This is a genomic window from Pseudomonas sp. GW822-FHT02E03, from assembly GCF_058802325.1.
The window spans coordinates 46,359-71,350 of the sequence record NZ_JBXAOA010000018.1; the positions used below are offsets into that span (position 1 = coordinate 46,359).

Genomic DNA, 24,992 nt, shown 5'->3' on the forward strand with positions numbered 1-24,992 from the left:
TGCGGTGGGTCAGATTTAATAATCTATGAAACGTTTCAGCATTTTCTCGAGTCCGAGGTTTATCGGCGTTTGTCCAAGCGTATGCTGGGCAACTTGCAAAGCAGTCGATACCCCATTCAAGACAGACAAGAGAGGATTCGATGACCTACACCGCTGCCGAAAATCGCTACGACTCCATCCCTTACCGCCGCGTGGGTCGCAGCGGGTTGGTGCTGCCGGCGCTGTCCCTGGGCTTGTGGCACAACTTCGGCGACAGCACGCCGATCGACACCCAGCGTTCGTTGCTGCGCACGGCATTCGATCTGGGCATCAACCACTTCGACCTGGCCAACAACTACGGCCCGCCGTACGGCAGCGCCGAGATCAACTTCGGTCGTTTGCTGCGTGAAGACTTCAAGCAGTACCGCGACGAGTTGATCATTTCCAGCAAGGCCGGTTGGGATATGTGGGCCGGCCCTTACGGTCAGGGCGGCGGTTCACGCAAGTACGTGCTGGCCAGCCTCGACCAGAGCCTACAACGCCTGGGCCTCGATTACGTAGACATCTTCTATTCCCACCGCTTTGACCCGGACACGCCGCTTGAAGAAACCGCCAGCGCACTGGCCACTGCCGTGCAGCAGGGCAAGGCGCTGTACATCGGTATCTCGTCGTATTCCGGGGTGAAAACCCGTGAAATCGCCGGGTTGCTGAAGGAGTGGAAAGTACCGTTGCTGATCCATCAACCGGCCTACAACCTGCTCAACCGCTGGGTGGAAAAGGACCTGCTGGACACCACCGATGAACTCGGCACCGGCGTGATCGCCTTCACGCCGTTGGCTCAGGGGCTGTTGACCGACAAGTACCTAAATGGTGTGCCAGCGGATGCACGGGTCAATCGTCCGGGCGGTGGTTCGCTGCAGGCGGCTCACCTGTCCGAAGCCAACATCGCCCATGTGCGGGCGCTCAATGAAATCGCCAAACGCCGTGGTCAGAGCCTGGCGCAGTTGGCGTTGGCCTGGACCCTGCGCGATCCACGGGTGACCTCGGCGCTGATCGGTGCGAGCCGGCCGGAGCAGATCATCGAGAATGTCGGGGCGTTGAAGAACCTGAGTTTCAGCGTGGAAGAACTGGCGGAGATTGATCGGTTTGCCCAAGAGGGTGGGGTCAATCTTTGGGAGAAGCCTTCGACGGCTGAATAACTCCGTACTGATCGTTCCCACGCTCCGCGTGGGAATGCAGCCCGGGACGCTCCGCGTCCCATCCAAAGCCGAACGCAGAGCGTCCGTTGAGGCATTCCCACGCGGAGCGGGGGAACGATCGGTTCAGCGAAAAAACGGCACATCCCCCAACACCGTCGCTCGCTGCATCACCCGCCGTGCCGGGCGGTAATCATCCACCGCGTGATGTTGGGTCACACGATTGTCCCAGAACGCAATGTCGTCTTTCTGCCAGCGCCAGCGGATGGTGAATTCCGGTCGTGTGGTGTGGGCGAACAAGAATTTCAGAATCACCTCGCTTTCCGTTTCCGACAGCTCATTGATCTTCGACGTGAACCCTTCATTGACGAATAGCGACCGGCGCCCGCTCACCGGGTGCGTGCGAATCACCGGGTGCGATAGCGGCGGGTTTTTGCGCCGGGCTTCTTCCCACTGGGCCAACGCGTCCGGTGTATTGCCATAGCGCTCCAGGGGGAACGAACGGGTGAAATCGTGAGTTGCGGTCAGCCCTTCCAGCAAGGTTTTCATCGGTGCGGACAGTGCTTCATACGCCGCAATACCACTGGCCCACAGCGTGTCGCCGCCAAATTCGGGCAGCAGTTTGGCGCTGAGCACTGCACCCATGGCCGGGGTCGGCAGGAAGGTCACGTCGGTGTGCCAGATCGCGTTGTCCCGCACGTCGGTGACGGCGGTGTCGAGGATCAGCACTTCTGGCTGCTCAGGCACGTTCGGGTAGATCGGATGAATGTGCAGGTCGCCAAAATAGGCGGCGAACCGCGCTTGCTGTTGCGGCTCGATCGGCTGGTCGCGGAAGAACAGCACTTGATGCTTGAGCAGTGCCTGCTCGATGGCATCGCGTTGCTCAACGTTCAGCGGCTGGCTGATATCGATGCCGCTGATTTGCGCGCCGAGGGCGGAGCTGAGGGGGACGATTGTCAGGTTACTCATGGTGGTTCTCTTCGAATTCTGTATCGAGCTTTTGTGGGAGCGAGCCTGTGGCGAGGGGACCTTGCCCCGGGCTCAACCCAGTGGGTACCACACCAACCGCTCCGCCGCCGGGTTGCGTTCTTCAACCTGAAACCCCAGCGCCAGGTAATGTTGGCGCGCATGGGGGTTGTTGGTCCAGACCACCGTCGCCACCGGGCAGCGGATTTGTTGCGCGGCTTTCTGTACGCCTTGCAGCACCTTCCGACCGTAACCCTGGCCTCGGGCCTGGGGGATGAATGCCAGGTACAGCACACGAATTTCATTGGGGCCGAAGTCGGTGGTCAGTGCGCCGATGGCCGTGTCGAGTTTTTCGATCACGTAATGCATGGCGTTGGGGAAATTCTCTCCCAGGCCTTGGTCCTGCACCTTGAATTGCTGGGCAACTACATGCGCAACCTCCTCCTGCTCACCGTCGATCCATTGCAGATCCGGTCGCGCCGCTTGGTAAAGGCTGTGCAGAAACGGTCCGTCGCTGGGTCGCGAAGGCCTGACCACCAGGCCGTCCGCTGCCACTGAATTGCTGTTCGCCATCGCTGTTCTCCCTTAAAAACCGCTTTCCCTGACCCCCAAAGCCGCCAAGCGCCGCCAGGCAACGCCCAACAACGACTCGCCACTGCCCTGCAGTACCACAATGCCGCGCAAGGGTTGCACCGGTGTCGGGGTGTTTTCGAGGATGCTCAACCGCGCGCCGTACTGCGCCTGCACCGGCTCGGCGCGCTGATGCTGATCGCGGCGCACGGCAATCGGCCCGTGGTGATCGGAAGTCAGTGCTTCCTGATCAACATAAGCCACACCGTTGGTATCGATTTCGCTCAATTGCACGGCGATTGCCGGGTGCATCGGGTCATCGGCGATGAACCGTCCGCTGGCATCCGGGGCGACACGCCAGAGTTCGGCTTCGGCCAGATAACCGCGCAACCGAGCGCCGTCCTCGACCACCCGGGCCAAAGGATCTTTGGTCGAAAGCCAGCGGCCGACCGTTAACTGCGGCAGCAGATCGCGCACCTTGCCACCGTGGGGCGCGCGCAGCAGCAGACGTTCACGCTGAGCGACCAGGCCGCGATATTCGGCCACCGCTTCGGCCAGGCGCTGTTCGACGATTCCGGCGTCGGCCGCGGTTTCGCTGCGGCTGGCCTGACGACGCATCTGTAATTGCTGGATCTGGATTTCGCGACGGACGATGGCCTGGCGTGAATCCAGATCCGGGGATTCCAGCTCGATCAGCACCTCACCTTGAGCGACGATCTGGCCGTCGTGCACATTCACCGTTTTGACCCGCGCCGCCACCGGCGCGTGCAGGGCACTGGCGCGTCCGGCCTCAAGCATCGTCGGCAACTCCACCGCGCTGCGCCATGGCAACGCGAGCAGCAACAACAACCCAAGCAACGCCAGACCGCTGAGCAGTACCCGAGGCGCATGTGCCTGTTCACGACGGCTCCACCATTGCCGCCATTCGCTCAGGATCGGCAGGAAGATGAACCACACCAGTTCCACCAGCATCAGGAAGATCCCTAACACTTTGAAGAACAGGTGATAGACCGCCAGCGCAATCCCGAAAAACAGCACCGCGCGCCACAGCCACGCGCCATACCCCCAGATCAATAAACGCCGCTGCATTTTCGGCGACCAAGGCTCCGGTGCCGGGGCTGCGTAGCCGAACAAAAACTCGCGCAGCCGCCAGCGGCACAAGGCAAAGGCCCGTCCTTGAAGGTTGTCCACTTCCCAGAAATCACTGAGCAAGAAGTAGCCATCGAAACGCATGAACGGGTTGAGGTTGATCACCAGTGTGGTGATCCAGGTCGCACTGGCGAGCATGAACGCCGCAGTACGCCCAGGGCCGTCAGGCAACAGTGACCAAGCGAGCAGCGCGATACACGCCAACACCAGTTCCGCCAGCACTCCGCCGGCACCGATCAGCAACCGCGCACGTCGATCATTGACCCGCCAGGCGTCGCTGACATCCGTGTAAAACATCGGCAGCAGCACCATGAACGCCACGCCCATGCTTTGTACCCGACAACCGGCGCGCTTGGCCATGAAGGCGTGGCCGAACTCGTGGCACAGCTTGGCGAAAAACAGCGCCACAGCGAACGCCAGCGCACCGCCGAGGCTGAACAGGTGCGGAAAGGTCGCGATAAACCGCTGCCAGTCCCGTGACACCAGAAACACCCCGAGCCCCAGCGTCGCGGGCAATCCGTAGCGCAATGCACGCGGGCCGAAACGCTCCAGCCACGGCCAGGCACGATTGAGGAAAGCGTCCGGACGCCACAGCGGAATCCGGAAAAACAGGTATTGATGCAGCAGGATTTGCCACAGGCTCTGGCGCTGAGCCGCGGCCTTCAGGCTGTAACTGGCGCGCTGCGACGGGTCGAGGGCGCTGATCAGATCGTGGCCGCGCAAAAACTCCAGCAATTGCTCAAGCGCCGCGCCATCCAGCGGTAGCCCCGGCTCGCGATTGGCGGCACGCAGCACGTGCTCGGGATCGCCCAGCGACCAATGGCGCAGCAAGCGCATCGCCGCCGCACCGAGTTTGAAATAGCGCCCGCGCACCGGGTCGGCCAGGGTCCAGCGCGGCGACCCGTCGAGGGCCGGGGCCGCCGCCGACAATTGCAGGTCTGCCCGCAGGCTCGGCAGGCTCATCTACAGGCCCACGCTCTGACGCAACCCGGCCAGCGGTCGGCGCAACAGGTACAACGCCAGCGGCGCACGGTCGCCGAAGACTTTCGCAGTGCCGCGCAAACCGATGCGCGGCGGCGCGGCGTCGAACGTCGCATCCAGTCTATAAGCCAGTTGCCCGGCGGCGGTGGGCTGCGCCTCGTAGGCCGAACGTTCGAGTCTGGCCAAGTGCCGCTGCAGCGGATCGCTGTCGAGAAACAGTGCGACCTGCGCACCCGGTTCCAGGGCAATCGCATCGCCCACGGCCAATTCGATGCGCAACTCGGCCTGGTTCGGGTCGGCGATTTCCATCAGCCGCTCGCCGGTTTGCACCGGTTTGCCGGTCCAGCGTTCGGCGTCGGCGAACACCGCGATACCGTCCCGCTCCGCTCGTACTTCGCTGCGTTTGAGCAGCTCCCGGGCGTAATCCCGTTCGGCGCGCTTCTGCTCCACTCGCGCCGCTAGCAGATCGATTTTCGAACTGGATTCGGCATCGGCGAAGGAACGTTGGGAATTGGCCTTGAGTTCCGCTTCGGCAACGCCCAGGGCGCGCTCGGCCACATCGGCCTGAGCCTTGAGCGTGGTGCTTTCGAAGCGCAGCAGCAGGTCGCCGGTTTTCACCGCCTGATTGGGTTTGACCAGAAACTCGGCGATCACCCCGTCCAGCGGCGCGGCGACCACCCGACCGCCCAACGGGACGACTTCGGCGGGGGCCAGCACCGATTGGCGCACCGGGATCAGCAACCCGAGCAACAACACGGCAACCAGCGCCACCTGACGCTTGCGCGTCCAGCGCAATCGCCAGGGTTTGCGCGGTTGCTGCGCGAGCCAGGCATGGCTGTAGGTGTCGCCCAGTTGCGACAGCAGCACTTGTTCGGAAGGGTTCCACGGCACATCCCGCGCCAGCCACAGACCGCCGAACACCTCGCCCTGATGATCGATCAGCGGCAGCCAAAACACCTGAGCGGCTGACAGACTTTGCCAGTCGGCCAGAATCGATTCGCTAAGGAGATCAGGCGCAATCACCCGCGCCTGTTTCAGCACCTCAAGCTTGAACAGCTGTGCGACCGCTTGCTCGACAAACGCCACGAACGGCGCATTCGGTTCCACGGCACTGACACCGGTAACCGCCTGCACCTTGCCGGCGATCAACAGCGCGGCATGGCGGAAACCGAACAGCGCCTGACCGTCATTGACCAGGCTGTAGGCCAGTTGCGAAGGCGTGCGCGCGGCGCGGGTCTGGCGTTCGAGGTCGAGAAACCTGGCGAACACCTGCTCGGCGCCGCCGGTCACCGGGGCGTTCATTTGAGCTCCGCGAAATGCGCCGTTCCGCTCATGCCGGCCAACAGACCGTTGGCGTTAGGCAACGCCGCCACCAGCAGCAAAGTCTGGCTGCCTTCGTCGATCCGCGCTCCGAGGCGTTTGACCGTCGCATCCAGCGGCTGACCGGTTTCATCGGGGACAAAACTGAAGGTCTGGCCGGGCTTGAGCTTGCCCATCCAGCGCGACGGCACCAACAGGTGAATTTCCAGGGTGCGGTTATCAACCACGTCCAGCAACGGCGTGCCGGCGGCAACGCTTTCGTAGCGCTTGACCTTGCGCTCGACGACCTGGCCATCAAACGGCGCAACCACGCTGCAGCGTTTGACCTGTACCTGATAGACCTGAGACTGCGCCTGAATCTCGCTGACCTTGGCCTCGGCCCGCGCCACTTCAAAGCGCCCGACTGAATTCAACGCCGCCAGTTGCTTGTTGTGCGCCAGTTCTTCACCAGCACCACGGCTGGCGGCCTGAGCCGCATTGAGCTGAGCCTGATAAGCCGAACAGTCAAACCGCGCCAGGGTGTCGCCCTTTTTGAACGACTCGCCCTCACTGAACGGCAACTCGACAATCCGCCCCGACAACTCGCTGGCCAAGACCGCCTGATCCCGGGCTCGCAGCACACCACGGGCTTCATTGCTGACCGACGCATTCCCGCCAACCGCGCTATTTTCCAGCAGCGGATCGTCTGGCGCAGGCGTTTGCGCCTGTACTACGCACGTTACAAAGGTTAATCCTGCAACCCAAACACGAAAACGCCGCATAACCGTAACTCCCTGACGGATGAGCGGAGTCTAAGACAGCGGGAGTGAGCGTCAAGCGGATGGCCATCATTGGTTGAAAGAGCGTGCTCGCTGTTCAGTATTAATTGCCTTACAAATCATCCAGAAGGTTCCTACACCATAGCCGGACAGCCACAGATTGCAGACGTAGACCTGACACCTTAATCTCGCCGAACTAAACCTTGTACGCAGCGATTAAATTCGCTGGCAGTCAGGGTGAAGAAACCGGCTCCGGCCGGTTTTTTCGTTTTTCTGCGCGCAGATCAGCGCTGCGCCGTCTCCGTCAGCGGATACACCGACTCCCATCCCCCACCCAACGCCTTATACAAACCAACCATCGCCAACGACACCCCGGTCGAGCTCTCGACCCACTGTTGCTGGGTCGCCAGCAATTCGCCTTGCACGGTGAGGACGTTGACGAAATCCACCACCCCTTCGACGTATTGCTGTTGCGCGGTGCGCAGGGCGATCTGGTTCTGGCGCACGGCTTCGGCGAGGCTGTCGCGGCGCAGTTGGCTGGCGTTGTAGGCGGTGAGCTGATCGTCGATTTCATGCCAGGCCCGCAGCACGGTTTGCTGATAGGCCAGCGCCGCTTCCTGTTGTTGAGCTTCGCGCAGGTGCAACACGCCGCGCAGGAGACCGCCGTCGAACAGCGGCAGGCTGAACTGCGGGCCGATGCCGAACGAACGCGAGCCCCAAGAGCCGAAATCGCTTAGTTGCAGGGCTTGCGAACCGATGTTGCCCGACAGGGTGATCCGCGGATAAAAGTCGCCCTTGGCCACGCCGATGCTGGCGGTCGCGGCATGCAGGCGGGCTTCAGCCTCACGTATGTCCGGGCGGCGCTCGGCCAATTGCGACGGCAAGCCGATGGCGACCTGACGCGGGGTTTGCGGCACCGGGGCGTCTGTGGATAACTCGGCGGACAACGCTTGCGGCGGTTCGCCCATCAACAGGCTCAGGGCGTTGATCAGTTGCGACTGACGCTGCTCCAGCGCCGGCAAACGTGATTCGATGGCCGCGACTTGCGCAGCGGCTTCGGCGACGTCCAGATCCGTCGCCACGCCGTCGGCCAGGCGCAGTTGTGAGAGTTTCAAACTGTGCCGGGCGACGTCGAGGTTTTGCTCGGTGACGGCCCGCGTGCTTTGCACACCGCGCAGCTGAATGTAGTCCTGAGCGGTTTCGGCGAGGACTGACAGCAGCACACCGCGACGATCGTTTTCCGCCACTTCCAGCGTGGCATCGGCGGATTCGGTTTCACGGCGCACACGGCCCCAGAAATCCAGTTCCCAGGAGGCGGAAAAGCCTGCATCCCACAGGTTGAACGCCGAGTCGCCGTTGTTGCCCGACGGATCGTTCAGGCCTTCACCGCTGTTGCGTTTGCGCCCGTAGCTGCCGGTGGCGGCGGTATTGGGATAGCGGTCGGCGGTGATCACCTGACGCGCGGCTCGGCTCTGCTGCAAGCGGCTGCTGGCGAGTTTCAGGTCGAGGTTGTCGGTCAGGGCGCGTTGGGTCAGGGCTGAGAGTTTCGGGTCGTGGAATACCTCCCACCAGCGTTCGTCCATTTCGCTGGGAATGATCTGACTGGCGGCGGCTTTGGCTGGTTTGGACCATTCGGCCACTTGTTGCGGCTGAGGTTTTTGGAAGTCCGGGCCGACGGTGCAGGCACTCAAAGAAAACAGACTCAACACAAAAACCACTGAATGAATGCTGACTCTGTGGCGAGGGAGCTTGCTCCCGTTCGAGTGCGCAGCGCTCGCAAATTTTGGGTCCGCTGCGCGGCCCAACGGGAGCAAGCTCCCTCGCCACAGGGATGTGCGATTAACAAAGTTCATCGTTGCGCGACCTCATGCTCGCCGGTACTGGCAGTATCAATCCTCGCCTCCACCGACATCCCCACCCGCAACCGTTCGGCCAATGGCTGGCCCGGATCGAGGAGGATTTTCACCGCAATCCGTTGCACAACCTTGGTGAAGTTGCCGGTGGCGTTGTCCGGTTTGACCGAGGCAAAGGTCACGCCGGTGGCCGGTGCGATGCTCTCCACGCGGCCGCGCAGGGCTTCGCCGCCGAGGCTGTCGACATGCACTTGCACGCTCTGCCCGGGCTGTACGTCAGTCAGTTGGGTTTCTTGAAAATTGGCGACCACATAAGCCCGCTCCAACGGCACCACGGCCAGAATCTTGCTGCCCGGTGTGACATAGGCACCGACCCGCACCGCGCGTTCGCCGACCATGCCGTCCTGAGGCGCAACGATGCGCGTATAGGACAGCTCATAACTGGCCATTTCCAGCGCTGCTTGCGCTCGCTTCAGCCCACCTTCGGCCGCATCACGCTGGGCGGTCAGGATCTCCACCTGCTTGCGTTCCGCCGCCAGCACCGCCGTGGCATTGGCCAAACGGGCGGAGGCCTGATCGATGCGTGTGCGTGCTTGCTGAGCATTTTGCACCGTGCCGGCGCCGACCCCGGCGAGGTGGTTGTAGCGGTTCAGTTCATGCTCGGCGAAGGCCATTTCAGCCTTTGCTGAAACCACCGTGGCCTGGGCCTGAGCGATCACCGATGTCTGGCGCTCCAGGGTGGCTCGAGCGTTTTGCAACTGCGCCCTGGCCACCAGGGTTTCAGCGTCGGCGGCTTCAGCGGCAGCGCGTAGATCGCGGTCGTCGATCAACGCCAGCAACTGCCCGGCCTTGACCAGCTGGTTGTCTTCCACCAGCACGTCCTTGATGAACCCCGCCACGCGCGGCGCCACCCGGGTGTAGTCCGCCGAGACGAAAGCATCGTTGGTGCTCTGCTGTGTACGCTTGCCGAACAAGCCCGGCGCCAGCAGGTAAATCAACACGCCGAGCGCCATCGCTGCGGCAATGCCGACAGCGACTTTTTGCTTTGATTGAGTCGTCATAAAAACCTTCTGTTTCAGTGAAGCATTCAAGTCGGCGCGCGCGGTGGATAGATCCGCGTCGGCAGCCAGAAAATCAGCAGGATCAGCGCCACGGCGACGCCGGCCATGCACAGATAAAGATCGGAGGACGTCAGCACCACGGCCTGCTGATGCAGTCGATGAGCCAGGCCTGCGCTGTCGCTGTCGACCAGGGGCGAATTGCCGAGGTTGTCTACCAGCATGGTCGAGTGGAAATGCAGCCTTGCGGTGGTCAGAGCCTCGATCACACCCGTAGCAATCACCGCCGCCAGGCCTTTCACGGTATTGAACCAGGCCGAGGCGTACGGCCCTTCCATCGGAGTGATGCTGCCGGTGGAGAGCATCAACAGCGGCAGCACGGCCATGGGCTGCCCAAAAATCTGCAGCCATTGCAGGACATAGAAATCGTCGCGAATCCATGCCGACGTCAGCTGCGAACCACCGAGGCAAGACAGCGTCAGCATGCTCAGGCCGATCCCCAGCACCCAGCGGCAATCGACCCAACGCAGGTTGCACAGCGCCGCCACCAACGGCAGCGCGATCAACTGAGGCAGCGCCGCCAGCAGCATGATCGGCGCGGTCTGCACCGGCCGATAACCCTGGACCTGAGCCAGGTAACTGGAGGGAATGATGACCACCGCGAGCAACACCACAAGCACGCCGGCCAGCGTCAACAGCGCGAACGACAGGTTGCGGATACCCAACATCTGCAACTTGAAGAACGGAATCGGTTGCGACCACTCATTGATCAGGAACAACACCAGCAACAGCAACCCGCCGCCGAGCAGTCCACAGATCAGGCTCGACTCGAACCAGTCCAGCCGATTGCCTTGCAGAATGCCGATCACCAGCATGCAGATCGCCGGGAACCCCAGCAGCAAGCCACGCCAGTTGAATGACTTGAAGCGTTCCAGCCGCAGCGGATCCTGGGGCAAACCGTAGGCCACCGCCGCCATGGCAAACAGGCACGGCACGACGATTTGCCAGAAGGTCCATTGCCAGCCGACGTACTCGGTCCACAACCCGGCCAGCGGTGTACCGAGACCGGGGCCGAAGGTTGCCGTCAGGGCATAACCGGCCAGGCCATAGAGTTTCACGTTGGCCGGCAGGAACCGCAGGGCAACGGTCATCAGCATCGGCGGCAACGCACCGCCTGCCAGGCCTTGGAAGGTGCGCATGACCAGCAGGCTTTCGTAATTCGGAGCGAACGGGCACAACACACCCAGCAGGGTGAATGCACTGATCGCGTACAGCGTGAAGCGGCGCAACGAAAACGTCACCGAACACCAAGGGGCAAACGCCATGGCGGCCACCGAGGTCGCGGTGTAACTGGCGACCAGCCAGGTGCCTTCGTCGTAACCGATGGACAACGCGCCGCGGATATCGGCCAGCGCGACTTTGGTCACCATCTCGTTCAGGCCCGACATCAGCACCGCCAGTAACACGCCCACCAGGCCGATGATGATTCGCGGGCCGAAGACCGGTGGCGCGACGGCGGCCGTTGGTTTGGCCGCAGCGAGAGGCGCCGTGACCGTGAGGGAAGTCATTACTGCAAGCTCCGGAAGGGGAATACCGAAGCATTTTAGGGAGCGTGGAAGGTTACGAAAATTGACTTATTGGCAGCTTATAAGTGTGTTTCATGCAGCAATCAAATCGGATGGCTGGCCAATTTTTGAAACGACACAGATCCCCTGTGGGAGCGGGCTTGCTCGCGAAGGCGGTGTGTCATTCAGCATTGATATTGACTGACATACCGCTTTCGCGAGCAAGCCCGCTCCCACAAGGGGTTGCGTCAACTCAGCTTGGTTGTGCGGCCAACCACGTCTCATCGCAACAAGTTTTGAGGGTTTCACGCATCCAGCGATGGGCCGGGTCCTTGTCGAAACGCGGGTGCCAGGCCTGGGTCAGCATCAGGGTTGGTAACGGGATCGGCAGGGTGAACGAGCGCAGTTTCAAGCCCAGGCGTCGCACGCTCAGCAATGCCTCCTTGGGCACCGGCAGAATCAGATCGGAATCCGGCAAGGCGAACATCGCCGCATGGAAACTCGGTGCAATCACCGCCACCCGCCGCTCCAGCCCCAAGGCGTTGAGCGCCGTGTCGATCGGCCCGCGGGCGATCCCGCGACGGGACATGCTGATATGGGAAAACCCGGCGTAACGTTCGGCGGTGATTTCTTCGTCGAACAACGGGTGATCTTCACGCACCAGCCCGACAAAGTGCGTGGAAAACAGGTTCTGAACCTTCACTTCCGGCATCAGCGGACGATTGTTGCTGACGCTTAAATCGATACGTCCTTCACGCAAGGCTTCGTCGTCTCCATCGCCCTCAGGAACGAAGCGCAATTCGCAATGCGGGGCCTGGCGTTCCATCGTGTCAAATAGCTTGCCGCCGTAAACGCCAACAAAGAAATCATTGGCGCGAATGCTGAACCGCCGGCGCAAACTGCCCAGCTCCACCTCATCGGCGGAGCGGAACAGCAAAGCGGCCTGCTCCACCAGGTCCCGCACCTGCTCGCGCAACTCCAGTGCCTTGGGCGTCGGCACCAAGCCTCGACCGGCGCGCACCAGAATCGGATCGCCAATGGCCTCGCGAATCCGCGTCAGCGTCCGGCTCATCGCCGCCGGGCTGAGGTTCATCCGCCGTGCAGCGCCTACCACACTGCCTTCATCGAGCAAGGCGTCGAGGGCGACCAACAGGTTCATGTCCGGGAGTTGCATGCTGAGCACTCGTGTCTGATCTGGATTGATCCAGACGCAATGCTAGCAAACATCTGCCTGACGAATGTATTGGCAGGTCTGTGAGAGCGAGCCTGCTCGCGATGGCGTCAGCTCAGACGCCGCGTTAAGCCGACTTGGCCAAAATCAACCCAGTCTCACTCGCCGCTTCCAAGCGAATCGCTACAAACTTCGATGTCGGCGTATGGCTGCCATCCCCGGTGCTTTCCAGCGGCACCAGCGGGTTCACTTCCGGATAGTAAGCGGCCGCTTGCCCGGCAGGAATGTCAAACGCCAGCAGCGTGAAACCCTTCACCCGACGCTCACGGCCATCATCCCAAATCGAAACAATGTCAGCCTTCTGCCCGGGTTTGAACCCGAGGCGAATGATGTCGGCTTCATTGACGAACAGCACATCGCGCTGACCTTTCACCCCGCGATAACGGTCATCAAGACCATAAATCGTGGTGTTGTACTGATCGTGGGAGCGCATCGACTGCATGATCAGGTCCGGCAGCACGCCGGTGGCGCGGGTGCGCTCATGCACTAGATGTTTGGGCAGCCTGTTCGCACGGAAGTTGGCCCGACTCGATGGGGTATTCCAGCGACGTGCACTGGCGCTGTTACCCAGGTAGAAACCACCCGGGTTCTGGATTTTCTCGTTGAAGTCCCGGAAGCCCGGGATGGTGTCGGCGATCAGGTCGCGGATGCGGCTGTAATCGGCCACCAGCCAGTTCCAGTCCACCGGTTTGCTGCCCAGGGTTGCGGCGGCGATCCCGGCGATGATTGCAGGCTCCGAGCGCATCTGGTTCGACAGTGGCTGAAGCTGACCGTTGGAGGCGTGGACCATGCTGAACGAGTCTTCCACGGTCACCGCTTGGGCGCCTTCGGCCTGGATATCGATGTCGGTACGACCCAGGCACGGCAGGATCAGCGCGTCTTTACCGTGGGCCAAATGGCTACGGTTGAGCTTGGTGCTGATCTGCACGGTCAGGTCGCAGTTGGCCAGAGCCTGGAAGGTACGCGCACTGTCCGGGGTGGCTTGGGCGAAATTGCCGCCCAGGCCGATGAAGACTTTCGAGCGGCCGTCGGCCATGGCGTGAATCGCCTCGACCACGTTGTGGCCGTTTTCACGGGGAACCTTGAACTGGAAGCGCCGCTCCAGAGCGTCGAGGAACGCCACCGGCGGACGTTCGTTGATGCCCATTGTCCGGTCGCCCTGCACATTGCTGTGGCCGCGCACCGGGCACAGACCGGCACCCGGCCGGCCGATGTTGCCGCGCAACAGCATCAGGTTGGCGATTTCCTGGATGGTCGCCACCGAATGACGATGCTGGGTGATGCCCATCGCCCAGCACATGATCACGTTCTTGCCCTTGGCGTACATGCGCGCCGCTTGCTCGATTTCCACCAGGGTCAGGCCGGACTGTTCGACAATCTGCTCCCACGGGGTGTCGTCGACGATGCCGAGGTATTCCAGAACGTTGACGCTGTGTTCATTGAGGAAGTCGTGGTCGAACACCGCAGGCTCACCAGCCTTCTGCGCATCGCGCTCCCATTGCAGCAGGAACTTGGCCATGCCGCGCATGATCGCCATGTCGCCGCCCAGTGCCGGGCGGAAGTACGCGGTGTTGGTCGGCTTGTCGCCGTTGGTGAGCATTTCCAGTGGGTGCTGTGGATGCTGAAAACGTTCCAGACCGCGTTCTTTCAGCGGGTTGATGCACACCACCTGAGCGCCGCGTTTCACCGCTTCGCGCAGGGGTTCGAGCATCCGCGGGTGGTTGGTGCCGGGGTTCTGGCCCCAGACGAAAATCGCATCGGCGTGTTCGAAATCATCGAAGGTCACGGTGCCTTTGCCGACGCCAACGCTCTGCGCCAACGCAACACCACTGGCTTCGTGACACATGTTTGAGCAGTCGGGGAAATTGTTGGTGCCATAGGCGCGCACGAACAATTGATAGAGGAACGCCGCTTCGTTGCTGGCGCGGCCCGAGGTGTAGAACTCGGCCTGATTCGGGCTCGACAGGCCGCGCAGATGTTTGGCGATCAGGGTGAAGGCATCATCCCAGCTGATGGGTTGGTAGCGATCGGTTTCGGCGTTGTAGCTCATCGGTTCGGTCAGGCGGCCCTGATATTCAAGCCAGTAGTCGCTCTGTTCCAGCAGCGAGGTGACGCTATGTTTGGCAAAGAATGCAGCGTCGACACGGCGTTTGGTCGCTTCCCAGTTCACCGCTTTAGCGCCGTTCTCGCAGAACATCACCATGCCCTTTTCCGGAGAATCGCCCCAGGCGCAACCGGGGCAGTCGAAGCCGCCGTTCTGGTTGGTCTTGAGCATTATGCGCAGGTTTTTCAGCGCGTTATCGCTGGTCAACCAGGCTTGGGCGACGCTGATCAGCGCACCCCAGCCACCGGCTGGGCCTTTGTAGGGCTTGTAGCGAGGGACAGGTTTCTGGTCGGCTTGACGATGTTGACTCACGCTTGATTCTCCGTCGCGGGGCTGTAGACCCGCGGCGCACTTTTCTGCGGCAGGTGGATGAGGTTGAGGTTGTGTCGACGGGCCCATTGCACGGCAAGGCCCGTGGGCGACGATAAACTGACCAGGGTCTGAATGCCGGCGCGTAAAACTTTCTGGATCAATTCAAGGCTGCAACGGCTGGTGACAATCGCCAGGCCGCCAGTGATCGGGATCTTCTGGCGGATCAACCCACCGATCAGCTTGTCGAGGGCGTTGTGTCGACCGATGTCTTCACGGCCCAGCAACAATTCGCCGTTGCCGTTCATGAACACCGCCGCATGTACCGCGCCGCAATGTTGGCCCAGCGGCTGGAATTCGCCGATGCGCTGGCGCAGGCCGTCCAGCCATTCGGTCGGGGGCAGTGGGGCGCCGGGCAAGACTTTGAGGTCGGGCAGCGCTTGCTCAACCGCTTCCACGCCGCAGAGACCACAACCACTGGTGCCAGCCAGTTGCCGACGCTGCTGCTTGAGGTTCCAGAAGGCACGATTGGCGATGGTCACTTGCGCGTATTGCGCCGAACCCGAGCCGCTGAGTTGCAAGTCGTAGATATCGCAAGCGTCTTCGATGATGCCGCTGCCGAGGCTGAAGCCGACGATGAAGTCTTCAAGATCCGTTGGCGTCACCAACATGACTGCCTGGCTGATGCCGTTATAGGCAATCGCCAACGCGACTTCCTCGGCCAGCGCGGTGCTGGCCGATTCGGTGTATTCAAGGTTGCAGTAACTGTACGTCTGGCTTGCGGCGGTCGCGGGCGTTTCAACGGCAGGCGCCGCGCGGTCAGGGCGCTTGGCGTTCATGGGCTCACCAACGGTTGGTCAGCTTTAAGCCTAGGCGCGTCAACGTGTCGCGTCTAATTGCTATTACTGATCTGCCGATAGATGACGTCGATCAAGAGTCGGCCATTGATTGTTGATAGATCGCGAAACAGGCTTCTGCAAGCGCCGAACGCGGAGCGCTACGACGCATGATCAGCCCCAGCCGGGCGAGGGTCTGGGCACTTTCTATGGGTTGCAGGCGTAAGTGATCGGTGAGGTTTTCTAGACCGCCTGCCAGCGGCATCACGGCGCAGCACAGGCCACCGTGTACCGCTTGTAACAATTGGTGGACCGCATCGGTTTGCAGCAACAGTTGGGGGGCCAAGCCACGGCTGTGGAAGTTATGGTCGATGGACTGGCGAAAATGCATGCCGCTGGTGAGCATGCCCAACGGCAGTTCAATCAACGATTTCCAACTTAAGGGCGCGTCGCCGAAGCTGAAGAAACGCTGATCGTAGAGCAAGCCCATGTGGGTTTCGCTGAAAGCCAGGGAATCGAAACGCTCACCGTCCAGACGCTCCAGGTACGACACCCCGAGGTCGAGACGGTTGTTCGCCAGCTGCTCGAGGATCTGCTCGGAACTCAGGGCCGAAAGTTCGAAGCGCAGGTTCGGGTGCTCGGCGTGCAGGCGCTGCATCAGCGGTACCGGGTCGAAACTCGACAGCGGCACCACGCCCAGGCGCAACGTACCCACGAGGTTGCCGCGACAGGCTGCCGCTTCGGCCTGCAAGCCGTCGTAGGCTGCCAGCACCGTACGCGCCCACGCCAGCACGCGCTCGCCCGGCGCGGTGAAACCTTCGAAGCGCTGGCCGCGGTTGACCAGCGGCAGTTCGAGTTCTTCTTCGAGGCTGCGCAGGCGCATGGACAGGGTCGGTTGGGTGATGTGGCAGCGCGCGGCGGCCTGGCCAAAGTGCCGGGTTTCGTCGAGAGCGATGAGGAATTTGAGCTGCTTGATGTCCATCTTCGCTCCAGGGCGTGGGCAAGGTTTGCGATTCTACCGCCTGCGCGGGGTTGGGTCATTGGTCGGCTGGGAACCGGGCTGTGCAAGGCTGGTCTAGTCTTTGGCGTCTGGAACCTAAACCCCAAGGAGAGCGCACCATGAGTATTTTTAGCTTTGTGAAAGAAGCAGGCGAAAAACTTATTGATCTGCTGACACCTGGCAATGCCAATGCCAGCGAGCAGTTGAAGGAACACATCCGCAAGGTCGGCCTGGGTAATCCGAATGTTCAGGCGACAATCCAGGGCGACAAAGTCATCGTCACCGGTGAAGTGGGGAGCCAGGAAGAGAAGGAAAAGATTCTGTTGGCCGTGGGCAATATCGCCGGTGTCGGCAGTGTTGATGACCAGATCACGGTGACCGGGCCGGTGGCGAAGGCCGCTCGCTTCGTTACGGTGAAAAAGGGCGACACCCTCAGCGCGATTTCCAAGGCCGAATACGGCGACGCGAACAAGTACAACAAAATCTTCGAGGCCAACAAACCTATGCTTTCGCACCCGGACAAGATCTATCCGGGGCAGGTGTTGCGGATTCCTGAGTAAGACTTGAGACCGTGTGATGGCCATCGCGGGCAAGCCTCGCTCCCACAGGTTTTGTGTCGTTCGCGTAGAGTGCACACGACACAAAACCTGTGGGAGCGTGGCTTGCCCGCGATGCAGGCGACTCGGTCTAAAGTCCTGCGATGAGCTCCCGATAATCCCCCACCGCCGCAAACTCGGCCGTGTCCTTGGGCCCTTTGCGGCTGTCCGGCTCGCTCACGGCCAGCAGATGCGCCACGCCAAAATTGCGCGCACTGCGCAGAATCGGCAACGTATCGTCGATAAACAGACTGCGCGCCGGATCGAAGCCGATGTCGGCTTGCAAGGCATCCCAGAACTGTGGGTTTTCCTTGGGGAAACCATAATCGTGAGAGCTGATCAAGCGCTCGAAATACGGCGCCAGTTCAATTCGTTCCAGCTTCAATGACAGCGAGTCGCGGTGGGCGTTGGTGATCAGTACCACGCGTTTGCCGGACCGTTTGATCGCCGCCAGAAAAGTGTCCGCATCCGGACGCAGGGCGATCAAGTGCGCGGTTTCGAGTTTCAGTTCGCGCACCGACAGCTTCAGCTCGGCGCTCCAGAAATCCAGGCAGTACCACTGCAACTGGCCGGCATTGCGTTCGAACAGCGGCTGTAATTCCAGCTCCGCCATGGCCCGGCTCACCCCGTGCAGCTCGGCATAACGCTGGGGCAGGTGCTCCATCCAGAAATGGTTGTCGTAGTGCAGGTCCAGCAGCGTGCCGTCCATATCCAGCAAAACGGTATCGATGTCATGCCAGGGCAGCAGGGACATAAAACTTCTCCAGCGGTAAAAAAGATATCCGGGATAAACAATCAGGATAGGCCGGGTATAGTAACCCGCTTACGCCAAGGAGCCTCTCATGCGCCAGAAACCCACCGTACTCGCCCGCGAGATCGTCGCCACCAGCCGTTTGTTCTGCGTCGAAGAGCTGAAGTTGCGCTTTTCCAATGGCGTGGAGCGTACTTACGAGCGTCTGGTCAGCAAAGGCACCGGCCATGGCGCGGTGATGATTGTGGCGATGCTCGACGCGGAGCACGCGGTGTTGGTGGAGGAATACTGCGGCGGCACCGATGCATACGAACTGTCCCTGCCCAAAGGTTTGATCGAGCCGGGCGAAGACGTGTTGGCGGCGGCCGAGCGCGAACTCATGGAAGAGGCCGGGTATGGCGCGCGACAGCTTGAACATTTGACCGAGTTGTCATTGTCACCGGGCTACATGAGCCAGAGGATCCAGGTGGTGCTGGCCACTGAGCTGTACGAAGAACGCCGGGAGGGTGATGAGCCCGAGCCGATGGGGGTGGAAAAGATCAACCTGCGTGAATTGTCGTCCCTGGCGCAGAATCCGCGATTCACCGAGGGCCGTGCCTTGGCGGCGCTGTATCTGGCCCGTGACTTACTGACTCAACGTGGGGTGTTTTTGCCGTGAACTTGAATTTTCCCCATCCGTTGATGGCGCCAGTCGTTGAACTGGCTTTGAAGGCTGGCGAGGCGATCCTGCCGTTCTGGCGCGTCAACGTTGGTGTCACTGCAAAGGCCGATGATTCCCCGGTCACCGCCGCCGACATGGCCGCTCATCACGTGATTCTGGCCGGGCTGACAGCGCTGGATCCGAGCATTCCGGTGCTGTCCGAAGAAGACGCCAATATCCCCCAGAGCGTGCGCACCGGGTGGCAGCGCTGGTGGCTGGTCGATCCGTTGGACGGGACCAAGGAGTTTATTTCCGGCAGCGAAGAGTTCACCGTCAACATTGCGCTGATCGAGCAGGGGCGGGTGGTGTTTGGCGTGGTGTCGATGCCGACCAACGGGCGCTTTTATGTCGGCGGTGCAGGGTTGGGTGCCTGGCGTGGTGATAAGGGTGCCGAGCCGTTGCCGATTCAGGTTCGCGAGGTTCCGGTGGCGGGTGAGCTTTTCACGGTGGTCGCCAGTCGTCGGCATTCGAGCCCTGAGCAGGAACGGTTACTCGCGGGGTTGAGTGACAGCCTGGGTGAGTTGCAACTGGCGAACATCGGCAGCTCGTTGAAATTTTGCCTGCTGGCGGAAGGGGCGGCGGATTGTTATCCGCGGTTGGCGCCGACTTCGCAGTGGGACACGGCGGCTGCGCAAGGCGTGCTGGAAGGTGCGGGCGGTGAGGTGCTGGATTTGAGCGGTGAGCCGTTCTGTTATCCAGCGCGGGAGTCGTTGCTGAATGAGTTTTTCCTGGCGCTGCCGGCTAAAGCGGCTTGGCGGGAGAAATTGCTGGCTTTGGCTCGGGGTTGAAGATCAAAGATAAGATCGTTCCCATGCTCCGCGTGGGAATGCCTCTAGGGACGCTCCGCGTCCAGTGACGCGGAGCGTCACGGGCTGCATTCCCACGCAGAGCGTGGGAACGATCAGTCATCGGTGAAGGACATACTGCCCGGTAAACCGCACCGCATCCTCTTCACTCCCGGTATTCACGATCCGTGAATGCAGCGTCAACCGCGCCCGACCGTACCGCTGATACATCGCCAGAAACTTCTTCCACACCGCCGCACTCGGTGCCTGGCAAATCGCCGTCGCGTCCATGGTGACCGGCAGTGGATAGCTGATCTGCCCTTCCTGAATCACGATGTGTCCGTCTTCGATGATGCCTTCTTCACGCAAACGCAAATGCAGCCAGCCCCAGCCGGCCAGCACTGCGCCGCAATACAGGCTGCCGCCGAACATGGTGCTCTTGTGATTGACGTTGGCCGCAAGCGGCAGGTGCAGGCGCAGTTGCTGATCGTGCCAGTCGAGCACTTTGAGGCCCATGTCCCGCGTGAGGGGGATGTCAGAATGGAGGATCGATTCCAGGTGACGACTGTCGCGGTTCATTCACGGGCCTTTTGTTTGAAGGGGATGATTTTACGGTAGCTCAATCAAGGTCGTCGGTGGGGCTGCTGGCGCCGCTGTCGCCGAAGTTCAGACCATGCTTGCGCAGTTTGTCGTGCAAGGTTTTGCGCGGAATCCCGAGCGCTTCGGCAAGGCTGCGCACGGAGCTGTGCGAGCGCGCCAGTTCGGCGGCAATCAAGCTCTTCTCGAAGTTCTCCACTTGCTCGCTCAGGCCGCCGCTGACCACTTCAATCGTGCTGCCGACGCCGCCATCCGGCGCACTGTTGTCCAGCGCCAGTTCCAGACCCAGGGCAAAGCGTTCGGCGGCGTTCTGCAGTTCACGTACATTGCCTGGCCAGGTGTGGCGCAATAGCAGCGCCCGGTGTCCCGGCTGCAATTCGTGGGGTGGCAAACCGTGGCGGGCGCTGGCTTCATCGGCGAAATGCTGGAACAGCATCAGCGCATCTTCGCCTCGCTCACGCAGCGGCGGAATGCGCAGCGGCGCGACGTTCAGGCGGTAATACAAGTCGGCACGGAAGCGGCCCTGATCAGCGGATTGACGCAGGTCCTCCTTGGTCGCGGCAATGATGCGGATGTCGAGCGGGATCAGCTGGTTGCCGCCCAAACGCTCGACGACCCGCTCTTGCAGCAAGCGCAGCAATTTCACCTGCACATCCAGGCTCATGCTTTCGATTTCATCGAGGAACAACGTGCCGCCATTGGCAAATTCGAACTTGCCGATGCGACGCTTCTGCGCGCCGGTAAACGCACCGGGCTCGTGACCGAACAGCTCGCTTTCCACCACCGACTCGGCCAGAGCCCCGGCGTTGATCGCCACGAATGGACCGTTACGCCGACTCGACAGGTCGTGCAGCGCGCGCGCCACCACTTCCTTGCCCGCACCGGTTTCGCCGAGGATCAGCACGTCGGCCTTGGTCGCCGCCAGTGCACCGATCTGCTCACGCAGGCGCAGCATCGGCGCTGATTGCCCGACGAGCCGAGCGCTCAGTTCGTTGCGATCGCTCAGGGCCAGACGCAGGCTGCGGTTGTCCAGCACCAGCCGGCGCAGGTCCAGGGCACGACGTACGCTGTCGAGCAGCGCGTCGCTGGCGAAAGGTTTTTCCAGAAAATCATAGGCTCCGGCACGCATGGCTTGAACGGCCAGCGGCACATCGCCGTGGCCGGTGATCAGCAGCACGGGTAGCTCCGGGTCCTGGGCGTGGAGTTCGGTCAGCAGTTCGAGGCCGTCCATGCCTGGCATGCGGATGTCACTGACCACCACGCCCGGCCAGTCACGCTCCAGCTGCCCGGCCAGGCCTTTGGCTTCAGCCAGCGGCAGGATTTTCAGGCCGGCCAGGTCCAGGGTCTGGCTCAGGGCCTGGCGCAGGTGGGGATCGTCGTCGATCAACACGACCTGGATGCGGTTGTCGATGGTCATGCACTTCGGTCCTCGGACGGTTGCAGGCTCACGCCCGGTGCGCCTGCGCGCAACTTCAGGGTAATCAGGGCGCCACCTTCCTTGTGGTTGGAGAACGACAATTCACCACCGAAGGCGCGCATCAGGGTGTCGCAGATCGCCAGCCCCAAGCCAAGCCCCTGAGTGCGGGTCTTGGTGGTGTAGAAGGGCTCGCCGGCACGCCCCAGCGCTTCCAGGCAGAACCCGGGGCCATTGTCGCGAATGTACAGATTGACGCCGTCGGCGGTGGACTCGGCACTCAACCAGAGTTTACGCGGCGGGCCTTTTTCCGTCAGGGCATCGAGGGCATTGGCCAGCAGGTTGCCGAGTACCTGGCGCAGACGGGTTTCCCCGGCCTCGACCCATAGGGTGGCAGCCGGCAGGTCACGGATCAGCTCGACTTCCATGCTGCGCCGACGCTTGGCCAATAATGCCAGCGCGTCGTCCAGTGCCGGTTGCAGGGCCACGCTTTCCGGGGCGTGACGATCACGCCGGGCGAAGGCGCGCAGGTGGGCGATGATCGAGGCCATGCGCCCGGTCAATTCGCTGATCAGCTTGAGGTTGCCGCGAGCATCCTCGGTGCGCTGATGATCGAGCAGCACTTCGGCGTTTTCCGCGTAGCTGCGAATTGCCGCCAGCGGTTGGTTGAGCTCATGGCTGATGCTCGCCGACATCGTCCCCAGCGCCGAGAGCTTGCCGGCCTGCACCAGGTCATCCTGCGCGCGCACCAGTTCCTGCTGAGCGTGTTCGCGCTCCAGCACTTCCTGCTTGAGTCGACGGTTGAGGCCTTCGAGGTCGCTGGTCCGTTCGGCGACCCGGCCTTCCAGTTCGTGGCGGGCCTTGCCTTCGAAGGCGATCCGCTCCAGGTAATGGCGTCGGCGTTGCATCATCAAGCCCAGCAGCAGCATCAATACCAGCAGCGTTGCGCCGCCAATGGCCACGACGGTGCGTACCGGACGATCGATCAGGGTGCGCGGCGCAAGGATACTGACGCTCCAACCGGTTTCTTCGATCTGCCGGGTTTGCGTCAGCCAGGCGTTGGTGTCGAGATTCAACGGCTTGGGATCGCGGGTCGGGTAGGGTTGAATCGCGGTGATGGCCTCGCGCTCTGCCTCGCTCAATGGGCGTGTCGAGCGAAAACGCCACTCGGGCCGCGACGTGAGGATGACCACGCCATTGTGGTCGGTGACCAACAGTTGTTCCGGGGTTTTGCCCCAGAGGCTTTCGGTATGGTCGAGGTCGACCTTGACCACCAGCACGCCGATGATTTTTTCGCGATCGCGTATCGCCGCCGCGAAGAAGTAACCGCGCTTGGCCGAGGTGGTGCCCAGGCCGAAGAAGCGCCCCAGACGCCCGGCCATGGCTTCGCTGAAATAAGGACGGAAAGCGAAATTGCGGCCAACGAAGCTGTCGTGTTTGTCCCAATTGGAGGCCGCCAGCGTCTTGCCGGTGGTGTCCATCAGGTACATGACTTCGGCGCCGGTCTGGGCACTGATGTTTTTCAGCAGGCGATTGGCATTGCCCTGAATCACGCCCTCGTCGGGTGCAGCCAATGTCGCACGCAGAGCAGGCAGCTCGCCGAGAATCTGCGGCAACACTTCATACCGATGCAGAGTGCCCAGCAGGTTGGCGACGTAAAGGTCGAGGGTCTGACGGTTCTGTCCGGCCAGTTCGCTGCGGTAGTAACGCTCGGCCAAATGCTCCAGAGGCCAAAGCAAGGGCGCCAGGCACAACGCGAGTAGCGCCAGGCTGCGCCAGCGGGGTCTGCGGGGGAGAGTGGGGGTCATGAGCATCAAGCGCCTATGGGTATAGACGCATTATGCCTAGGCTTGCGGGCGCAGTCTGCGCACCTGGGATCAAGTGCGCGCTGGCGGTGAAAATTCACACAGGAATTCAGGAAAAGACTTCAGCGTCCTTGAGGAGCGCGGCGGACTGATCCTTGGCTGATAGTTTCGGTGCTTCGTCCAACTGCCAGTCGATGCCCAGGTCCGGATCGTCCCAGCGAATGCTGCGCTCGGCCGACGGAGTGTAGTAGTCGGTGGTTTTGTAGAGGAACTCGGCGAAATCGCTCAGTACCACGAAACCATGGGCAAAACCTTCCGGTACCCAGAGTTGGCGATGGTTGTCGGCGGACAGGCGTACCGCCACCCATTTGCCGAAATGCGGCGAGCTGCGGCGAATATCCACCGCCACGTCCAGCACTTCACCGGCGGTGACGCGGACCAGTTTGCCCTGGGTGTTTTCCAGCTGGTAATGCAGGCCGCGCAGTACGCCTTTTTGCGAGCGGGAATGGTTGTCCTGAACGAACTGGGTGTTCAGGCCAGTTGCTTCCTGGAAAGCCTTGGCGTTGAAGCTCTCATAGAAGAAACCGCGCTCGTCACCAAATACCTTGGGTTCGATGATCAGAACACCGGGCAGGTCGGTGGTGACTACATTCATGGTGTTTCTCCGGCAATAGGCGTGATGGTCGACATTCTTACGCAAAGTGGCGGCGGGTGCGAGTGGGGCGGTGGTTCAGGGGATAAAATTCGTGAAGTCGCTGTATTTCCATCAGTAAAAAAACTGGTGATCTCTCACCTGTTAATCGACCTCACCGAAATACCACTGCTCGGCCTCATAGGGTTGTCCGTCGCAATCTTCAGCGGTAAAGCGCAAACCTCTTTCTTTCATCCCGTCCGGAAGAACGAGACCCCATTCCGTTGCGAGGCTTTTGTCCGCTGGGCAGTATTCACTATCGATTAGCGGGATGTGACTTCGGTGGTAGTCCAGATTGGTGTAAATGCAGATTTCGCTGGTGAACATGTCTGGCAGGCAGATAACCGTGATTACTCGACAGTCGATGGCATTTTCCGGTCTAGCCTGGCGTATGTGATGCGCTGCATTGATCATTTGTTGAGCGCATTCTTTGCGTATGGCAGTGGTCGCTTGTTTACCCTCTACCAGTGTCGTGATAACCGGAATTTTCCAGTTGCAGTATTTCTGTTCGAGCGTCAGATCGTCCGGAAAATAGCCCTCGAAGCGAGAGGCCCAGGCTGCGAGGCCTTTCAATCGACGTGGGATGTTTCGGATTTTTTTGTTTGAGAGTGCAAGGCGGCGCATCGTCATGGTGGCGACTTTATCCTGGGCGGTTGAAGAATCCTTTGTGGCTATAGGTTGGAATCAGGAACAGTGAAAGGCAATCCGAGATTGCTGTAGGAAAGTTCATCTGGGTGATCGCTGACCGGAAACTATCCCCAATGCCGACTCTCTGGCC

22 protein-coding genes are annotated in these 24,992 nt (G+C 61.3%); 4 read left to right on the forward strand and 18 right to left on the reverse strand.

Features of this window, described 5'->3' with window-relative positions:
* Positions 1-140: 140 nt before the first annotated feature.
* Positions 141-1,178, forward strand: coding sequence for an L-glyceraldehyde 3-phosphate reductase (gene mgrA, locus AC1RQB_RS15445; protein ID WP_063341893.1), 1,038 nt, complete (start codon positions 141-143; stop codon positions 1,176-1,178).
* 123 nt (positions 1,179-1,301) lie between these two features.
* Here the strand turns inward: mgrA and tauD are convergent, their stop codons facing one another.
* The 12 genes from tauD to AC1RQB_RS15505 form a co-directional block, all read right to left on the reverse strand.
* A complete protein-coding gene (tauD, locus tag AC1RQB_RS15450) occupies positions 1,302-2,144 on the reverse strand; it encodes a taurine dioxygenase (RefSeq protein WP_008068700.1) in 843 nt (280 codons plus the stop codon).
* A 72-nt stretch (positions 2,145-2,216) separates the two neighbouring features.
* Positions 2,217-2,714 carry a GNAT family N-acetyltransferase gene (locus AC1RQB_RS15455; protein ID WP_063341892.1) on the reverse strand — a complete coding sequence of 166 codons (498 nt, stop codon included), beginning with the start codon at positions 2,712-2,714 and terminating at the stop codon, positions 2,217-2,219.
* 12 nt (positions 2,715-2,726) lie between these two features.
* Positions 2,727-4,823, reverse strand: coding sequence for a site-2 protease family protein (locus tag AC1RQB_RS15460; RefSeq protein ID WP_063341891.1), 2,097 nt, complete (start codon positions 4,821-4,823; stop codon positions 2,727-2,729).
* On the reverse strand, positions 4,824-6,143 hold the full coding sequence (locus AC1RQB_RS15465; protein ID WP_063341890.1) for an efflux RND transporter periplasmic adaptor subunit: 1,320 nt from the start codon (positions 6,141-6,143) through the stop codon (positions 4,824-4,826).
* The gene (locus AC1RQB_RS15470; RefSeq protein ID WP_063341889.1) at positions 6,140-6,922 is read right to left on the reverse strand and encodes an efflux RND transporter periplasmic adaptor subunit; all 783 of its coding nucleotides are present in this window, start codon (positions 6,920-6,922) and stop codon (positions 6,140-6,142) included. Before AC1RQB_RS15470 ends, AC1RQB_RS15465 begins: the two co-directional genes overlap by 4 nt.
* 281 nt (positions 6,923-7,203) lie before the next feature.
* Positions 7,204-8,772 (reverse strand): efflux transporter outer membrane subunit, encoded by a 1,569-nt coding sequence (locus tag AC1RQB_RS15475; protein WP_063341888.1) that lies wholly within the window; start codon positions 8,770-8,772, stop codon positions 7,204-7,206.
* Complete coding sequence (locus AC1RQB_RS15480) at positions 8,769-9,833, reverse strand: HlyD family secretion protein (protein WP_008068709.1); 1,065 nt, start codon at positions 9,831-9,833, stop codon at positions 8,769-8,771. Before AC1RQB_RS15480 ends, AC1RQB_RS15475 begins: the two co-directional genes overlap by 4 nt.
* A gap of 26 nt (positions 9,834-9,859) precedes the next feature.
* Complete coding sequence (locus AC1RQB_RS15485) at positions 9,860-11,398, reverse strand: MFS transporter (RefSeq protein WP_063341887.1); 1,539 nt, start codon at positions 11,396-11,398, stop codon at positions 9,860-9,862.
* Positions 11,399-11,648: 250 nt separating this feature from the next.
* Positions 11,649-12,569, reverse strand: a complete 921-nt coding sequence (locus AC1RQB_RS15490; protein ID WP_063341886.1) for a LysR family transcriptional regulator — start codon at positions 12,567-12,569, stop codon at positions 11,649-11,651.
* 124 nt (positions 12,570-12,693) lie between these two features.
* A complete protein-coding gene (locus AC1RQB_RS15495; RefSeq protein ID WP_063341885.1) occupies positions 12,694-15,042 on the reverse strand; it encodes an FdhF/YdeP family oxidoreductase in 2,349 nt (782 codons plus the stop codon).
* Positions 15,039-15,878, reverse strand: coding sequence for a formate dehydrogenase accessory sulfurtransferase FdhD (gene fdhD / locus AC1RQB_RS15500; protein WP_063341884.1), 840 nt, complete (start codon positions 15,876-15,878; stop codon positions 15,039-15,041). Before fdhD ends, AC1RQB_RS15495 begins: the two co-directional genes overlap by 4 nt.
* 91 nt (positions 15,879-15,969) lie before the next feature.
* Positions 15,970-16,857, reverse strand: a complete 888-nt coding sequence (locus AC1RQB_RS15505) for a LysR family transcriptional regulator (RefSeq protein ID WP_008068714.1) — start codon at positions 16,855-16,857, stop codon at positions 15,970-15,972.
* A 137-nt stretch (positions 16,858-16,994) separates the two neighbouring features.
* On the opposite strand from AC1RQB_RS15505, the gene lysM reads away from it, so the two are divergent.
* Positions 16,995-17,435: a peptidoglycan-binding protein LysM gene (gene lysM / locus AC1RQB_RS15510; protein ID WP_063341883.1), complete on the forward strand. Its 441-nt coding sequence runs from the start codon at positions 16,995-16,997 to the stop codon at positions 17,433-17,435.
* Between the two features lie 127 nt (positions 17,436-17,562).
* Here lysM and yrfG read toward each other — a convergent pair whose 3' ends face one another.
* The gene (gene yrfG, locus AC1RQB_RS15515; protein WP_008068716.1) at positions 17,563-18,225 is read right to left on the reverse strand and encodes a GMP/IMP nucleotidase; all 663 of its coding nucleotides are present in this window, start codon (positions 18,223-18,225) and stop codon (positions 17,563-17,565) included.
* A gap of 88 nt (positions 18,226-18,313) precedes the next feature.
* Between yrfG and nudE the strand changes: the two genes are divergently transcribed.
* Complete coding sequence (nudE, locus tag AC1RQB_RS15520; RefSeq protein ID WP_063341882.1) at positions 18,314-18,880, forward strand: ADP compounds hydrolase NudE; 567 nt, start codon at positions 18,314-18,316, stop codon at positions 18,878-18,880.
* Positions 18,877-19,710 (forward strand): 3'(2'),5'-bisphosphate nucleotidase CysQ, encoded by an 834-nt coding sequence (cysQ, locus tag AC1RQB_RS15525; RefSeq protein WP_063341881.1) that lies wholly within the window; start codon positions 18,877-18,879, stop codon positions 19,708-19,710. Before nudE ends, cysQ begins: the two co-directional genes overlap by 4 nt.
* 117 nt (positions 19,711-19,827) lie before the next feature.
* Here the strand turns inward: cysQ and AC1RQB_RS15530 are convergent, their stop codons facing one another.
* The 5 genes from AC1RQB_RS15530 to AC1RQB_RS15550 all read right to left on the reverse strand — a co-directional run bounded on the left by AC1RQB_RS15530 (position 19,828) and on the right by AC1RQB_RS15550 (position 24,844).
* The gene (locus AC1RQB_RS15530; RefSeq protein WP_008068720.1) at positions 19,828-20,286 is read right to left on the reverse strand and encodes a YiiD C-terminal domain-containing protein; all 459 of its coding nucleotides are present in this window, start codon (positions 20,284-20,286) and stop codon (positions 19,828-19,830) included.
* A 40-nt stretch (positions 20,287-20,326) separates the two neighbouring features.
* On the reverse strand, positions 20,327-21,721 hold the full coding sequence (locus AC1RQB_RS15535) for a sigma-54-dependent transcriptional regulator (protein ID WP_008068723.1): 1,395 nt from the start codon (positions 21,719-21,721) through the stop codon (positions 20,327-20,329).
* Positions 21,718-23,526 (reverse strand): sensor histidine kinase, encoded by a 1,809-nt coding sequence (locus AC1RQB_RS15540; RefSeq protein ID WP_063341880.1) that lies wholly within the window; start codon positions 23,524-23,526, stop codon positions 21,718-21,720. Before AC1RQB_RS15540 ends, AC1RQB_RS15535 begins: the two co-directional genes overlap by 4 nt.
* 106 nt (positions 23,527-23,632) lie before the next feature.
* The gene (rfbC, locus tag AC1RQB_RS15545; RefSeq protein ID WP_063341879.1) at positions 23,633-24,178 is read right to left on the reverse strand and encodes a dTDP-4-dehydrorhamnose 3,5-epimerase; all 546 of its coding nucleotides are present in this window, start codon (positions 24,176-24,178) and stop codon (positions 23,633-23,635) included.
* 141 nt (positions 24,179-24,319) lie between these two features.
* Positions 24,320-24,844: a DUF3916 domain-containing protein gene (locus tag AC1RQB_RS15550; protein WP_081235250.1), complete on the reverse strand. Its 525-nt coding sequence runs from the start codon at positions 24,842-24,844 to the stop codon at positions 24,320-24,322.
* Positions 24,845-24,992 lie beyond the last annotated feature (148 nt).

Excerpts from the sequence above, each read along its gene's own strand:
- AC1RQB_RS15540 (WP_063341880.1), bottom strand. The coding sequence starts at position 23,526 with ATGACCCCCACTCTCCCCCGCAGACCCCGCTGGCGCAGCCTGGCGCTA.
- nudE (WP_063341882.1), top strand. The coding sequence starts at position 18,314 with ATGCGCCAGAAACCCACCGTACTCGCCCGCGAGATCGTCGCCACCAGC.
- AC1RQB_RS15470 (WP_063341889.1), bottom strand. The coding sequence starts at position 6,922 with ATGCGGCGTTTTCGTGTTTGGGTTGCAGGATTAACCTTTGTAACGTGC.
- AC1RQB_RS15550 (WP_081235250.1), bottom strand. The coding sequence starts at position 24,844 with ATGACGATGCGCCGCCTTGCACTCTCAAACAAAAAAATCCGAAACATC.
- AC1RQB_RS15505 (WP_008068714.1), bottom strand. The coding sequence starts at position 16,857 with ATGGACATCAAGCAGCTCAAATTCCTCATCGCTCTCGACGAAACCCGG.
- AC1RQB_RS15530 (WP_008068720.1), bottom strand. The coding sequence starts at position 20,286 with ATGAACCGCGACAGTCGTCACCTGGAATCGATCCTCCATTCTGACATC.
- AC1RQB_RS15465 (WP_063341890.1), bottom strand. The coding sequence starts at position 6,143 with ATGAACGCCCCGGTGACCGGCGGCGCCGAGCAGGTGTTCGCCAGGTTT.
- lysM (WP_063341883.1), top strand. The coding sequence starts at position 16,995 with ATGAGTATTTTTAGCTTTGTGAAAGAAGCAGGCGAAAAACTTATTGAT.
- AC1RQB_RS15460 (WP_063341891.1), bottom strand. The coding sequence starts at position 4,823 with ATGAGCCTGCCGAGCCTGCGGGCAGACCTGCAATTGTCGGCGGCGGCC.
- AC1RQB_RS15535 (WP_008068723.1), bottom strand. The coding sequence starts at position 21,721 with ATGACCATCGACAACCGCATCCAGGTCGTGTTGATCGACGACGATCCC.
- fdhD (WP_063341884.1), bottom strand. The coding sequence starts at position 15,878 with ATGAACGCCAAGCGCCCTGACCGCGCGGCGCCTGCCGTTGAAACGCCC.
- AC1RQB_RS15475 (WP_063341888.1), bottom strand. The coding sequence starts at position 8,772 with ATGAACTTTGTTAATCGCACATCCCTGTGGCGAGGGAGCTTGCTCCCG.
- AC1RQB_RS15480 (WP_008068709.1), bottom strand. The coding sequence starts at position 9,833 with ATGACGACTCAATCAAAGCAAAAAGTCGCTGTCGGCATTGCCGCAGCG.
- AC1RQB_RS15485 (WP_063341887.1), bottom strand. The coding sequence starts at position 11,398 with ATGACTTCCCTCACGGTCACGGCGCCTCTCGCTGCGGCCAAACCAACG.
- tauD (WP_008068700.1), bottom strand. The coding sequence starts at position 2,144 with ATGAGTAACCTGACAATCGTCCCCCTCAGCTCCGCCCTCGGCGCGCAA.
- yrfG (WP_008068716.1), bottom strand. The coding sequence starts at position 18,225 with ATGTCCCTGCTGCCCTGGCATGACATCGATACCGTTTTGCTGGATATG.
- mgrA (WP_063341893.1), top strand. The coding sequence starts at position 141 with ATGACCTACACCGCTGCCGAAAATCGCTACGACTCCATCCCTTACCGC.
- AC1RQB_RS15455 (WP_063341892.1), bottom strand. The coding sequence starts at position 2,714 with ATGGCGAACAGCAATTCAGTGGCAGCGGACGGCCTGGTGGTCAGGCCT.
- rfbC (WP_063341879.1), bottom strand. The coding sequence starts at position 24,178 with ATGAATGTAGTCACCACCGACCTGCCCGGTGTTCTGATCATCGAACCC.
- AC1RQB_RS15490 (WP_063341886.1), bottom strand. The coding sequence starts at position 12,569 with ATGCAACTCCCGGACATGAACCTGTTGGTCGCCCTCGACGCCTTGCTC.